We start from the raw sequence: 13,336 nt of genomic DNA on the forward strand, positions 1-13,336 counted from the left end.
CCGGGCCGCCCACGGATCCGCCGGTTCGCGTCAGTCGTCCAGCAGGGCGGTGGCCTCCTCCAAGGAGAGGCCACCGCCCTCTGTGTATGCCCGCGCGTACGCCGCCCCGTCGAGCAGCGCGCGCACGTCCACCTCGCCGCCCGCCCGCCACGTACGTTCCAGGAGGGCCGGCTTGTGGCCCTCGGGGGTCGCCGCGTCGGCGGCGCCGAGCAGCCGCGCGGCGGCCACGGCGTCGCCCGCCCCGCCGCGCTGGGCGACGGCGCGCGCGGCGGTGCACAGGTGGATCGACACGAGCTGCGGCATGACGAGCGCGGACAGCGGGTCCCGCGCGATCTCCAGGCACTCCCGCACCAGCCGGACGGCGTCCTCGGTGCGGTCGTCGACGACGTCGATCATCGCCTCCATGCCGATGGTCATGCCGTGGAAGAACCCGATCTGCGCCGCCTTGAACTCCCCGCGCAACAGCACCAGTTGCTCGCGCGCCTCGGTGGTGCGGCCGGTCGTGGCGAGGTGCGAGACGAGGAAGAGGCGGGCGGCGGGCCGGGACTCGTTGGTGTGCCTGCGCCCGTCCTCCAGGGAGTCCCACAGCAGCGCCTCACCCTCCTCGGCCGCCCCCTGCTCGATCCTCGCCTGCCCGAGCCGGACCTGGAGGATCGCCGACTGCGAGTGGGCACCCATGCTGACGGCGACCTCGCGGGCGCGCGTGTAGTCCTCTGCGGCGTCCTCGAACCGGCCGAGCTTCTCGTACGCCTCGCCGCGCGCGGACAGCGCCTCCGCGGTCCCCCACTCGTCGCCGAGCCGGCTGAACAGGGCCAACGACTCGTCGGCGTCCGCGAGTCCGGACTCCGCCCACTCGGTGCGGTTGGCGAAGACATTGGCCCGCATCTGGAGTACGAGGGCCAGCTCCCAGTCGTAGCCGAGCTCGCGGCAGGTGCGGGCGGACAGGTCGGCGAGCCGTTGCAGCCGGTCCATGTCGCCGGTCATCAGGACGGCGAAGTACCAGATGTTGCCGGGCGGGCGGCAGGCCTGCGGGAGGTCGGGGCGGTAGGTGTCGATGACGGAGCGGAGGCGCGCCTGCCCCCGCTCGGTCTGCCATTGGTCCATCTCCATGTCCATGTAGCCGAGCCGGCACAGATGGACCTGGCGGCGCGCCTCCTCGAACAGCTCGCCGGTCAGCGGGGGCGGGGTGTCGGTGCAGCTCTGGTGCAGGGGCGGGGCCGGGCTGCCGGGCCCGTCGAACGGGTCCGGGCCGAGCGCCGCCGCCTCCCCCGTCCACGTGCGGGCGTCGAGGCGCAGGTCGCGCATCTGCCAGAACCAGGACAGGGAGAGGACGAGGCAGAACGCCTCCTGTTCGTCGCGGGCGGCGACGGCGTGCCGCAGCGCCGTGCGCAGGTTCTCGTAGTCCCGCTCGATGCGGGCGAGGGCCGCGCGCTGACCGCTGCCGCGGAGCAACGGGTCGGTGGTGCGGGCGAGTTCGCGGTAGTACGTGAGGTGGGCGCGCTCGGCGGCGGCGCGGTCGCCGGACTCGTCGAGGCGGTCGCCCGCGTACTCGGAAACGGTTTCGAGAAGCCGGCAGCGCATGCCGCCGCTGCCCTCCTCGCCCTCCGGGGCGGCGACGACGAGCGACTTGTCGACGAGAGAGGCGAGGGTGTCGAGCGCGTCCGGCCCGCAGACGGCCTCCGCCGCCGGGAGGTCGCAGCCGCCGCTGAACACGGAGAGCCGGGCGAGGGTGGCGCGCTCGGGCTCGTCGAGCAGGTCCCAGGACCAGTCGACGACCGCGCGCAGCGTCTGCTGGCGGGGCAGGGCGGTGCGGGCGCCGGAGGTGAGCAGCCGGAACCGGTCGTCGAGGCGGTCCGCGATCTGGCGGGGCGTGAGCATCCGCAGCCGGGCGGCGGCGAGTTCGATGGCGAGCGGCAGTCCGTCGAGGCGGCGGCAGATCTCGCCGACGGCCTCCGGATCCTGGTCCGTGGTGAACCCGGGCCGCACGGCAGCGCCCCGCTCCCCGAACAGCCGCAGCGCGTACGGCTCCGGGAGCGGCTCCACGGGATACAGCAACTCCCCTGGTACGCCGAGGGGTTCGCGGCTCGTGGCGAGGATGGTGACGCCGGGACAGCGGGCGAGCAGGTCCTCGGCCAGCGCGGCAGCAGCGTCCACAACATGCTCGCAATTGTCGAGAACGAGCACCAACCTCCGCCCCTCGCAGTGCTCCACGAGCCGCACGAGCGGGTCGTCGCCCTGCCGGTCACCGGCGACGCGGAGCTCTTCCGCGCCGGCGCCGCGCAGCACCGTCTCCCGCGCCCCGAGCGCGCTCACGACCGCCTCCGGCACGGCCGCCGGGTCGCTCACCGGCGCCAACTCCGCGAGCCACACCCCGTCCGGCACCCCTCCGACCCCCTCCGCGGCCTCCTGCGACAGCCGCGTCTTGCCGGCGCCGCCGGGCCCGAGGAGTGTCACCAGTCGTACGTGGGTCAGCTCGGCGCGGATGGCGTTCAGGTCGTCGTCGCGCCCCACGAAAGAGGTGAGCCGCGCCCGAAGATTCCCCGGGACCACAGGGTGAGCCACATCAAGCCCCTGCGGCGATTGAGCAGCGGGGTCCGGGGCGGAGCCCCGAGAGGTGTGCGGACGGGTGGGCACATCAAGCCCCGCCGGCGCTTGAGGCGCGGGGTCCGGGGCGGAGCCCCGTGGCGTAGGAGCGGTCGGCGTCAACAACTCCTCGTGCACCGAACGGAGTTCCACCCCCGGATCCACCCCAAGCGCATCCGCCAACCCCCGCCGAACCTCCTCATACGCCTCCAACGCCTCCGCCCCCCGCCCCGCGGAGCGCAACGCCCTCAACCGCAACACCTGAAGCGGCTCGTCCAAGGGATGCGCCTCACACAGCGCGGCCAACTCGGGAAGCACCTCCCCCGCCCGCCCGAGCGCCACATACGCGGCGCCGCGAGCACGCCGCGCATCGAGGTGCCGCGCGTCCCACCGCGCGACCTCCCCCACCCGGTCCGGAAGATCCGCCAGCACCGGCCCCCGCCACAACGCGAGCGCCTCGTCGAGCACGTCGAGCGCCTTCGCCGCGTCCCCGTCCGCGAACGCCCGCACCCCGTCCCCGGTCAGCCGCTCGAACCGGAACAGATCGACGTCATCGGCGGAGGCGGCCAGCCGGTACCCACCCTCGGCCGAGGAGATCGCCGCCGCGCCCAGGGCCCTGCGCAACCGCCCGACCAGCGCCTGCAACGCCCCCACCGCGTCCGCCGGCGGCTCCTCGCCCCACACCTCGTCGACCAGGATCCCCGCGGGCACCACCCGCCCGGCCCGCAGCGCGAGCACCGTGAGCAGGGCACGCAGCCGCGCCCCGCCGACCGGGACGGCCGTGCCGTCGTCGCGGATTGCCTGCGTGGTGCCGAGGATGCGGTAGCGCACGGCCCCATTCTCCACGCCCCCACCTGGACCGGAACTCCCGCCGTACGGCGACACGTTTCCCACAGACAGCGCAACAGCGAGTACGTTCGGTGGACCAACCACCCCTCCCCCGTCCGACCGACCACCCAGCCCGGGAGCCTCCACCCCATGACCACCGCAACCGCACGCCGCGGCGACAACCGGATCAGCCCCGTCTTCCTCGGCATCGCCGCGATCACGGCGGTGGCCGGCTGGGCGGTGTGGACGGACTTCGCGTCCCAGCCGGGCTTCGCCGTGTTCCTGTTCGTGACGGGCGCCTGGGTCGTGTCGCTGTGTCTGCACGAGTACGCGCACGCGCGCACGGCGCTGCACAGCGGCGACATCTCGATCGGGGCGAAGGGCTATCTGACCCTGAACCCGCTGAAGTACACGCACGCGCTGCTCAGCATCGTGCTGCCGGTCATATTCGTGATCATGGGCGGGATCGGCCTGCCCGGCGGCGCCGTCTTCATCGAGCGGGGGCGGATCAAGGGCCGCTGGCGGCACAGCCTGATCTCGGCGGCGGGCCCGCTGACGAACGTCCTGTTCGCGGTCGTCTGCACGGCGCCGTTCTGGCTGGACGTGCTGGACGGCGTGCCGGACACCTTCCGTTACGCGCTCGCGTTCCTCGCCCTGCTCCAGGTGTCGGCGGCGATCCTGAACTTCCTGCCGGTGCCGGGCCTGGACGGGTACGGCGTCATCGAGCCCTGGCTCTCGTACAAGATCAGGCGGCAGGTGGAGCCGTTCGCGCCGTTCGGGCTCCTCGCCGTGTTCGCGGTGCTGTGGCTGCCGGGAGTCAACCAGTGGTTCTTCGACGCGATCGACGCGGTGCTCGGCGCGCTCGGCGTCCACGAGTGGGACACGTACTGGGGGCAGCAGTTCTACCGCTTCTGGCAGGGCACCCCGGAGATCCCGGTGTTCACGCAGTAGGCGCCGCCTGCTTCTCCGCCTTCGCCTTGCGTACGTAGAACCACGTCATGTTCGACGTGATGCCCGCGATCAGCACCCACACGATCCCGAGGAAGCTGCCCTGAGTGAAGGAGACCACGGCGGCCGCGACCGCGAGGAGGCAGACGACGAGGGCGAACAGTGCGATGCGGGGCATGGGGGTCGACTCCAATACGGACACGTACACGTACACAGGCGGCGGTGTTCGCCGTCCAGTGTCCCCCATGCCCCGGCGCGGCCGGAACGCGGCTATACGTCCGTCATACGTCCGTGACGCGCAGCCCCGCGTGTGCCTTGTAGCGGCGGTTCACGGAGATGAGGTTGGCGACGAGGGACTCGACCTGATGGGCGTTGCGCAGCCGGCCCGAGAAGATACCGCGCATGCCGGCGATGCGTCCGGCGAGCGCCTGCACAATCTCCACGTCGGCGCGCTCCTCGCCGAGGACCATGACGTCGGTGTCGATCTCGTCGACCTCCGGGTCGGAGAGCAGCACGGCCGACAGGTGGTGGAAGGCGGCCGCGACCCGCGAGTCCGGGAGCAGGGCGGCGGCCTGTTCGGCGGCGCTGCCCTCCTCCGGCTTCAGGGCGTACGCGCCCTTCTTGTCGAAGCCGAGCGGGTTGACGCAGTCGACGACGAGCTTGCCGCGCAGCTCCTCGCGGAGGGCTTCGAGGGTGGCGCCGTGGCCGTCCCAGGGCACGGCGACGATCACGATGTCGCTGCGGCGGGCGCACTCGGCGTTGTCGGCGCCCTCGATGGCCAGGCCCTGTGCGTTGAGTTCGTCGGCGGCGGTCCGCGCGCGCTCGGCGGCGCGGGAGCCGAGGATCACCTTCTGGCCCGCGCGGGCGAGGCGGTAGGCGAGGCCCTTGCCCTGCGGCCCGGTTCCGCCGAGGACGCCGACGACGAGACCGGAGACATCGGGCAGGTCCCAGGGGTCCTTGGCCGGCGCCTTCTGGCCGCTCTGGCCGCTCTGCCCGCCCTGGCTGCTGGTCTGGCTGCTTTCGGTAGAGGTCATGCGGCCGACCCTACTCAGGCGTACGGGCTGGTGAGAGCCGCTACCGGGATCCGCCGGAACGTGATCGTCCCGTACGCGGTGAAGTCCCCGGTCTCGTAGAGCAGGCCGACGGTGTCGGCGTCGGCGCGTACGAGGTCGGAGTAGGCGGCGGGCCTGCCGTCGACGGTGTGGGCGTCCTGCCAGGTCACGCCGCCGTCGAGGCTGCGGCGGACCGTCATCAGGGCGCGGAATCCGGGGTCGGCGGGGCCCGAGTAGAGCAGCACGTCGGGCTCTCCGAGGTGCAGCAGGCTGCCCTCGACGACGGGTCCGGTGAGGCCGGCCTGTGGGCGGAAGGGCTGGGCGAGGTGTTCGCCGCCGTCGGTCGAGTGGGCGTCGGCGCGGGCGCCGGGGGCCGGGGAGTCGTTGCGGGTGTTGAAGTAGAGGCGACCGTCGGGGAGTTGGGCGCAGGTCGTCTCGTTCGCGTTGATGTAGTTGTCGGGGGCGGTCGTGCCGTCGTCGACGTAGCCGATCCGCCAGGTCGCGCCGTCGTCGTCGCTGAGCAGGCAGTGGCCGCCGTTGTACGTGCCTTCGGTGCCGGTGTCCGTGCCGGTCGGCGGCAGGGAGTGGTTGGCGGGGACGACGATCCGGCCCTCGCGGGTCAGGACGGCGTGGCCGGGCGTGGTCGCGTACCAGCGCCAGCCCGGCTTCTTCGTCGTGGCGGTGATCTCCCGGGAGGGGCCCCAGGTGGCGCCGTGGTCGTCGCTGTGCGTGATCCACACGCGGCGTCCGTCGGCGGCGGAGACCCGGCCGCGCCGGATGGCGTCCTCGGTCGCGGCGGCGGCGTTGCGGATGTGGACGAGCAGGACGCGGCCCGAGGCGAGGACGACGGGGGCCGGATTACCGGCGAGGTCGCGCCCGTTGGCGACGGCGACCTGGAGCGGGCCCCAGGTGCGGCCGCCGTCGGCGGAGCGGCGCAGCACGATGTCGATGTCGCCGAAGTCCTCGCTGGAACCGCGCCGCCCCTCGCAGAACGCGAGCAGGGTGCCGTCGGCTGCGCGTACGACGGCGGGGATGCGGAAGCTGGCGTAGCCGGAGTCGCCGGCGCGGAACGGGATGGAGGTCGCGGGCATGGCCGTCATGCCGTCATGGTGCCCGCCGCGGATAACTTCTCGTGAACTTCCGGTTGCCTGCTGCCCGCGCGCCTCATCTCGTTCGGGCGGTGTTCCCGTGAACGAGGGGAACCGGCACGGCACTTGAGGCACCATGCGCCCCATGGACGCCGTACGAGTGGCACTGTTGCGCGAGGTGCTCGCCGGGACCGAGTGGCCCGCCGCCACGCGTCGTTTCGCCGGGGCACTGCGGTCGTCGGTGGCGGCGCACGGGGGTGGGCTGCTGCTCGTGGGCACGCCGAGCTACGAGCCGTGGCATCTGGCGGCCCACCTGGTCGACGAGGCGGCGTGGTCCGGCACGCCGGAGCTGGCGCCCACGCTGGTGCGGCACGCGGCGCGTCCCGACGATCCGGCGCACCTGGCCGTCGGGCTCGGGCGCCTTGAGGCGGCGCGGCGGGGTGAGACGTTGCTGGTGGTGGCGCCGGACGAGGCGGGGGCGCCGTTGTTGGAGCGGGTGCATGACGCGCGGCGGGCGGGGGCGACGGTGTTGGCGTTGGAGGGCGGTGGGGAGTTGCGCGCGATGGCGCACGACGGGTTGAGCGTGCCTGGGGACACCGATCTTGATCTGGATACGGTGCAGCATTTGGTGAGTGCGGCGGCGGGTGAGAATGCGGGGGCCGCTCCGCGGGGGCGGCGGGGGGTGCGGGATCGGTTGTCGCGGCTTGCGGATCATTTGACCGCGCCGCCGCCGGCTCGGTGGTGATGGTTTCGGCTACCCGCGCGGGGCTCTGCCCCGGACCCCGCTCCTCAATCGCCGGAGGGGCTTGAGGGGCCCCACTTGGGGTCGGTGTCCCATTCCAGGTTGCGTTCGCGGGCCGTTTCCATTGCGTGCTGGGCCTCCTCGCGGGAGGCGTAGGGGCCGAAACGGTCCTTGTTGGGGCACTCGGGGCCCTCTTCGACCTTCTTGTGTTCCAGGCAGTAGTACCACTCGCCCGGCTTTCCTACGGTCCGCTTCTTGAACAGCGCCACGGCGGCTCCTCTCCTCTCCGCCATGCTCCCCCACGCACGCTCGTTACACTCGCTGGCATGTCTGGCCAGTCGCAAGCGTCGCCCACCCTGCTCGTTCCGGGGGAGATCTCCCCCATCCGCTCCGTGCCCGGGAACATCCGGCGCCCCGAGTACGTCGGCAAGCCCGCGCCGACCCCGTACAAGGGCCCCGAGGTGCAGACCCCGGAGACCATCGAGGCGATGCGGGTCGCCGGGGGGATCGCGGCGCGGGCGATGGAGGAGGCGGCGAAGGCGATCGCGCCGGGCGTCACCACCGACGAGCTGGACCGCATCGCGCACGAGTACATGTGCGACCACGGCGCGTACCCGTCCACGCTCGGCTACCGCGGCTTCCAGAAGTCGCTCTGCACGAGCGTCAATGAGGTCATCTGTCACGGAATCCCGGACTCCACGGTGCTGCGCGACGGCGACATCATCAATCTCGATGTGACGGCGTACATCGGCGGCGTGCACGGGGACAACAACGCCACGTATCTCGTGGGAGACGTCGACGACGAGTCGAGGCTGCTCGTCGAGCGGACCCGTGAGTCGCTCAACCGCGCCATCAAGGCCGTCAAGCCGGGGCGGCAGATCAACATCATCGGCCGGGTCATCGAGTCGTACGCCAAGCGCTTCGGATACGGCGTCGTGCGCGACTTCACCGGGCACGGCATCAACTCGTCCTTCCACAGCGGCCTGATCATCCCGCACTACGACTCCCCGCACGCGACGACGGTGATCAAGACCGGCATGACGTTCACGATCGAGCCGATGCTCACGCTCGGTACGTACGAGTACGACATGTGGGAGGACGGCTGGACCGTCGTCACCAAGGACCGCAAGCGGACGGCGCAGTTCGAGCACACGCTCGTGGTCACGGAGAGTGGCACGGAGATTCTTACGCTGCCGTAGTCCCTCCCCGCTTCGGCCTCGGTTTTTTCGGTTTACGTTCCCTTGATCGGGGCGCTGGGTACGCTTTTACCGACAGCTTGTCGGAAACCTGGAGGCACGCCCGATGGACACCCCGTTCTCCACGCTGATCCGTACCGCCTCGCACGAGCAGCACACGGAGGCGGAGACCTCGACGTTCATGGCGGATCTGCTGGGTGGGCGTCTCGGGGTGGACGCGTACGCGCGGTACACGGAGCAGTTGTGGTTCGTGTACCGGGCGCTTGAGGACGGTGCGGGCGTGCGGCGGCTCGCTGAGGATCCGGTGGCTGGGCCGTTCCTGCGGCCGGAGCTTTTGCGCGTGCCCGAGTTGGAGCGTGATCTCGCGCATCTGCGGGGTGCGGGGTGGCGGGAGACGGTGTCCGCGTTGCCGGAGACGGCGGCGTACGTGGCGCGGGTCCAGGAGTGTGCGGCGTCGTGGCCGGGCGGGTATGTGGCGCACCACTACACGCGGTACCTCGGCGATCTGTCGGGTGGGCAGATCATTCGCGACAAGGCGGAGAGGACGTGGGGGGTCGCGCGCAAGGGGGACGGGGTGCGGTTCTACGTTTTCGAGGGGGTCCCCAACCCCGCGGCGTTCAAGCGGCACTACCGCGGGCTGCTGGACACCATCGCCGTGGACGAGTCGGAGCGGCAGCGGGTGGTGGCCGAGTGCAAGCGGGCCTTCGCCTTGAACACGGAGGTGTTCCGCGGCCTGGACGAGGAGTTCCGTAAATCAAGCCCCTGCGGCGTTTGAGCAGCGGGGTCCGGGGCGGAGCCCCGGGGGTCAGCCCGTGAGGCGTACGCGGCCGCCGACCTCGATCAGGCCGTCCGGTTGGGGGGCCGTGAGGATTTGGGAGCCGGCGCCCTGGCGGATGTTGAGGGCGCGGTCGAGGTGGGCGGTCAGCGTCAGCGCCGCCGCACCTGTCGCCTCGTCCTCCACGATGCCGTCGCCGCGGCCGGGGAAGCCGCGTGCGCGGACGCGGCCCGCCGACTCGTCCTCCCACGCCCACGCGTAGACCCACTCCCCCTCCGGAGGAACCGGCAACGCGTCCACCGCGGCCGCGGACTCGTACTGCCGGAGCGTGCGGCCCGGCGCCCACTCCGCCCGCGCCTCGATCCAGCTGAACTCGCCGTCCTGGCGCGCCCCGACGACGCCCGCGGGCACGACGAGTTCCGGTACGTCGAGCAGCCAGGCCGCACCCACGCACGGGTGCCCGGCGAAGGGCAGCCGCGCGGTCGGCGTGTAGATGTCGATGGCGCCGCGCTCGGGGTCGTCGACGAAGACGGTCTCGCTGAAGCCCAGCTCGGTGGCGAGGGCCTGTCGTTCGTCCTGGTCCGGCACGCGCGAGCCGTCGCGGACGACGCCGAGCGCGTTGCCCTGCCGGCCGGCGGGGTCGCAGAAGACGCGCACCACGTCGTAGTCGTTCATGCCGGAAGTCAACCACGCGCACTCCGTCGCTTGACCAGCCCTTGACCGGTCCCTGACTTCTTCATGGGCGGTACTGAGGTAAGCCTCATATAAGTTAGGCCCGCCTTAGTTGAACCTGTGCCTGGAGCCCGCATGCGAGCCGCCCGACTCACCCTGTCCACCGCTGTCGCCGCGGTGGCCGCCCTGACCGCCGTCACGGGCTGCACCGAGAAAAGCGACGCCAAGAGCGCCGGTTCAGGTGCGGTCAAGGTGGTCGCCGACGACAGCAGCTGCAAGGTCTCCAAGACCCGATTCCCGGCGGGACACGTGGAGTTGGCGGTCGAGAACAAGGGGTCCCGGGTCACCGAGGTGGAGATCCTCTTCCCGGACGACCGGATCGTCTCCGAGCGCGAGAACATCGGCCCCGGCACCAAGCACAGCCTCACCGCCGAGGTGAAGAGCGGCGACTACCGCATCGCCTGCATCCCCGGCATGAAGGGCAAGGGCCACCGCCAGGACGTCAAGGTCACCGGCGGCAAGGCCGCGGCCGCGAAGCGCGACCCGCGCCTGGACAAGGCCGTCGCCGCCTACCGCGGGTACGCGCAGGCGCAGGCCGACGAGACGCTGCCGAAGGTCAGGACGTTCACGGACGCCGTGCGCGACGGCGACCTCGACGCCGCCAAGAAGGCGTACGCCCCCTCCCGTATCGGATGGGAGCGCACCGAGCCGGTCGCCGAGTCCTTCGGTGACATCGACCCGAAGGTCGACGTGCGGGCCGACGGCCTCGAAGAGGGCCAGAAGTGGACCGGCTGGCACCGCCTGGAGAAGGCGCTGTGGAAGGACAAGAAGGTCGGGAAGGAGGAGAAGGGGCTCGCCGACCGGTTGGACAAGGACCTCGCGGACTGGCAGCGGCGCGTCGGCAAGGCCGAGATCACGCCCACCTCCATGGCCAACGGCGCCAAGGAACTCCTCGACGAGGTCGCCACCGGCAAGGTCACCGGCGAGGAGGAGCGCTACTCGCACACCGACCTCGTCGACTTCAAGGCCAACGTCGAGGGCGCCGAGAAGGCGTACGCGCTGCTCAAGCCGGTCGCCGCGGAGAACGACGCCGCGCTCACCAAGGAGCTCGACAAGCAGTTCGCCGCGCTGGACGAGCTGCTCGACAAGTACCGCGAGGACAAGAGCGGTTACGAGTTCACCTCCTACGACAAGGTCGGCAAGGCCGAGCAGAAGGAGCTGTCCGACGCCGTCAACGCGCTCGCGGAACCGCTCTCGAAGCTGGCCGCGGCCGTCGTCAAGTAGTTCGGGAGGCCCGCCATGACGGAACCGGAAGACGTCACCAACTCCCCCTCCCCTTCCCGTCGTTCGCTGCTCACCGTCGGCGGTGCCGGGCTCGCGCTCGGTGCCGTGGCGGCGGGCGGCGCCGTCGCCCTGACCGGCGGCGAGGACGGCGATACGACCATGCGGCCCGCCGGGGAGACCGGCGGCGCGGTGCCCTTCCACGGGGCGCACCAGGCCGGGATCGCCACGGCGGTGCAGGACCGGCTGCACTTCGCGGCGTTCGACGTGAAGACGGACGACCGGGCCGAGTTCGTGCAACTGCTGAAGGACTGGACGAAGGCCGCCGCGCGGATGACCGAGGGGCACGCCGTCGGCGAGGGCGCGTACGGCGGGCTCGTCGAGGCGCCGCCGGACGACACCGGCGAGGCGCTCGGCCTCAAGCCCTCGCGGCTCACGCTGACGATCGGCTTCGGGCCCTCCCTCTTCGAGAAGCACGGCAAGGCCCTCGGGATCGAGGGCAAGCGGCCCGAGGCCCTCGTCGACCTGCCGAAGTTCCCCGGCGAGAACCTCGAAAAGACGCGCAGCGGCGGCGACTTGTGCGTCCAGGCCTGCGCCGACGACCCGCAGGTCGCCGTGCACGCCATCCGCAACCTCGCCCGCATCGGCATGGGCAAGGTCGCCATCCGCTGGTCGCAGCTCGGCTTCGGCAAGACGTCGTCGACGACGCCGGACGCGCAGACCCCTCGTAACCTCATGGGCTTCAAGGACGGCACCCGCAATATCGCGGGCACCGAGACCGGCCGCCTCGACAAGCACGTGTGGGTGGACGCCCCGGGTGCCGGGTGGATGAAGGGCGGCTCGTATCTCGTCGCCCGCCGGATCCGGATGAACATCGAGACCTGGGACCGTACGTCGCTTCAGGAGCAGGAGGACGTGTTCGGCCGGGACAAGGGCGAGGGCGCGCCCGTCGGCAAGGCGAAGGAGCGCGACGAGCCGTTCCTGAAGGCGATGAAGCCGACCGCGCACGTGCGGCTCGCGCACCCGGACTCCAACCACGGCGCTACGTTGCTGCGCCGCGGTTATTCGTTCACCGACGGCACGGACGGGCTCGGCCGCCTTGACGCGGGCCTGTTCTTCCTCGCGTACCAGAAGGACGTTCGCGAGGGGTTCATCCCGGTGCAGCGCAGCCTCGCGACCGACGCGCTGGGCGAGTACATCCAGCACGTCGGTTCGGCGGTGTTCGCGGTGCCGCCCGGGGTGCGGGACGGCAGTGACTGGTGGGGCCGCGGCCTCTTCGAGCAGAAGGAGGCGTGACAGGTCGTGTTCGCGAACTATTTGATCGGGCTGCGTGAAGGGCTCGAAGCCAGCCTCGTCGTCTGCATTCTCGTCGCGTATCTGGTGAAGACGGAGCGGCGCGACGCGCTGAAGCCGGTGTGGGCCGGGGTCGGGGTCGCGATCCTCCTGTCGCTCGGCTTCGGCGCGGGCCTTGAGTTCGGCTCGCAGGAGCTGACGTTCCAGGCGCAGGAGGCGCTCGGCGGTTCGCTGTCGATCGTGGCGGTGGGCCTGGTGACGTGGATGGTGTTCTGGATGCGGCGCACCGCCCGGCACTTGAAGGCGGAGCTGCACGGCAAGCTGGACAGCGCGCTGCGGATGGGCACGGTGGCGCTGGTCGTGACCGCGTTCCTGGCGGTGGGCCGGGAGGGCCTGGAGACCTCGCTGTTCGTGTGGACCGCGGTGCACGCCACCAGCAACGGCACGACGGACCCGGTGATCGGCGCGCTGCTCGGGCTCGCCACTGCGGTCGTCCTCGGCTGGCTGTTCTACCGGGGCGCGCTCCGCATCAACCTGGCGAAGTTCTTCACGTGGACCGGCGGCATGCTGGTCGTCGTCGCGGCGGGCGTCCTCGCGTACGGCTTCCACGATCTCCAGGAGGCCGGCTTCATCGGCGGCCTGAACGACCTGGCCTTCGACATCAGTTCCACGATCTCCCCCGACGGCTGGCTCGGCACGCTCCTCAAGGGCGTCTTCAACTTCCAGCCAGACCCGACCGTCCTCCAGGTCGCCGTCTGGTTCGTCTACCTTGTCCCGACCCTCGCCCTGTTCTTCGCACCTCCGGCACTGTTTTCCCGCAGGGTCGCGGCAGTGCGCGCCTCCTCTTCCCGGTAGGGTTCGGGCCCGTGCAAGGGGCT

Annotated in this window: 13 protein-coding genes; 7 read left to right on the forward strand and 6 right to left on the reverse strand. The window is 71.5% G+C overall.

Annotated features, from left to right (window positions below):
* Positions 1-30: 30 nt before the first annotated feature.
* A complete protein-coding gene (locus RBJ65_RS39925; RefSeq protein ID WP_306332204.1) occupies positions 31-3,429 on the reverse strand; it encodes a BTAD domain-containing putative transcriptional regulator in 3,399 nt (1,132 codons plus the stop codon).
* 132 nt (positions 3,430-3,561) lie between these two features.
* On the opposite strand from RBJ65_RS39925, the gene RBJ65_RS39930 reads away from it, so the two are divergent.
* On the forward strand, positions 3,562-4,362 hold the full coding sequence (locus tag RBJ65_RS39930; RefSeq protein WP_306320902.1) for a site-2 protease family protein: 801 nt from the start codon (positions 3,562-3,564) through the stop codon (positions 4,360-4,362).
* Here the strand turns inward: RBJ65_RS39930 and RBJ65_RS39935 are convergent.
* The 3 genes from RBJ65_RS39935 to RBJ65_RS39945 all read right to left on the reverse strand — a co-directional run bounded on the left by RBJ65_RS39935 (position 4,352) and on the right by RBJ65_RS39945 (position 6,502).
* The gene (locus tag RBJ65_RS39935) at positions 4,352-4,537 is read right to left on the reverse strand and encodes a hypothetical protein (RefSeq protein ID WP_372341349.1); all 186 of its coding nucleotides are present in this window, start codon (positions 4,535-4,537) and stop codon (positions 4,352-4,354) included. The two genes, RBJ65_RS39930 and RBJ65_RS39935, sit on opposite strands and share 11 nt — an antisense overlap.
* Before the next feature lie 103 nt (positions 4,538-4,640).
* Positions 4,641-5,393, reverse strand: coding sequence for an NADPH-dependent F420 reductase (gene npdG, locus RBJ65_RS39940; RefSeq protein ID WP_306320900.1), 753 nt, complete (start codon positions 5,391-5,393; stop codon positions 4,641-4,643).
* A 14-nt stretch (positions 5,394-5,407) separates the two neighbouring features.
* The gene (locus RBJ65_RS39945; RefSeq protein WP_306320915.1) at positions 5,408-6,502 is read right to left on the reverse strand and encodes an exo-alpha-sialidase; all 1,095 of its coding nucleotides are present in this window, start codon (positions 6,500-6,502) and stop codon (positions 5,408-5,410) included.
* Positions 6,503-6,644: 142 nt separating this feature from the next.
* Between RBJ65_RS39945 and RBJ65_RS39950 the strand changes: the two genes are divergently transcribed.
* A complete protein-coding gene (locus RBJ65_RS39950; protein ID WP_306320899.1) occupies positions 6,645-7,244 on the forward strand; it encodes a hypothetical protein in 600 nt (199 codons plus the stop codon).
* Between the two features lie 44 nt (positions 7,245-7,288).
* Here the strand turns inward: RBJ65_RS39950 and RBJ65_RS39955 are convergent, their stop codons facing one another.
* The gene (locus RBJ65_RS39955; RefSeq protein WP_306320898.1) at positions 7,289-7,510 is read right to left on the reverse strand and encodes a hypothetical protein; all 222 of its coding nucleotides are present in this window, start codon (positions 7,508-7,510) and stop codon (positions 7,289-7,291) included.
* A gap of 57 nt (positions 7,511-7,567) precedes the next feature.
* Here RBJ65_RS39955 and map point away from each other — a divergent pair, with 57 nt between their 5' ends.
* Together map and RBJ65_RS39965 are read left to right on the forward strand one after the other, a co-directional pair.
* Positions 7,568-8,440 carry a type I methionyl aminopeptidase gene (gene map / locus RBJ65_RS39960; protein WP_306320897.1) on the forward strand — a complete coding sequence of 291 codons (873 nt, stop codon included), beginning with the start codon at positions 7,568-7,570 and terminating at the stop codon, positions 8,438-8,440.
* 103 nt (positions 8,441-8,543) lie between these two features.
* Complete coding sequence (locus RBJ65_RS39965) at positions 8,544-9,212, forward strand: heme oxygenase (biliverdin-producing) (protein WP_306320896.1); 669 nt, start codon at positions 8,544-8,546, stop codon at positions 9,210-9,212.
* Positions 9,213-9,242: 30 nt separating this feature from the next.
* On the opposite strand, the gene RBJ65_RS39970 is transcribed toward RBJ65_RS39965, so the two are convergent.
* Complete coding sequence (locus RBJ65_RS39970; RefSeq protein WP_306320895.1) at positions 9,243-9,887, reverse strand: PhzF family phenazine biosynthesis protein; 645 nt, start codon at positions 9,885-9,887, stop codon at positions 9,243-9,245.
* Positions 9,888-10,019: 132 nt separating this feature from the next.
* Here RBJ65_RS39970 and efeO point away from each other — a divergent pair, with 132 nt between their 5' ends.
* Genes efeO through efeU form a run of 3 tightly spaced genes read left to right on the forward strand, consistent with a single transcriptional unit; the run spans position 10,020 to position 13,313 of the window.
* Positions 10,020-11,168, forward strand: a complete 1,149-nt coding sequence (gene efeO, locus RBJ65_RS39975) for an iron uptake system protein EfeO (RefSeq protein ID WP_306320894.1) — start codon at positions 10,020-10,022, stop codon at positions 11,166-11,168.
* Between the two features lie 15 nt (positions 11,169-11,183).
* Positions 11,184-12,461, forward strand: coding sequence for an iron uptake transporter deferrochelatase/peroxidase subunit (gene efeB / locus RBJ65_RS39980; protein ID WP_306320893.1), 1,278 nt, complete (start codon positions 11,184-11,186; stop codon positions 12,459-12,461).
* 6 nt (positions 12,462-12,467) lie between these two features.
* Positions 12,468-13,313, forward strand: coding sequence for an iron uptake transporter permease EfeU (efeU, locus tag RBJ65_RS39985; protein ID WP_306320892.1), 846 nt, complete (start codon positions 12,468-12,470; stop codon positions 13,311-13,313).
* The last annotated feature ends 23 nt before the right edge of the window (positions 13,314-13,336 follow it).

It is taken from the genome of Streptomyces sp. KL109B, assembly GCF_030766935.1.
In the GTDB taxonomy this organism is placed as follows: Bacteria; Actinomycetota; Actinomycetes; order Streptomycetales; family Streptomycetaceae; genus Streptomyces.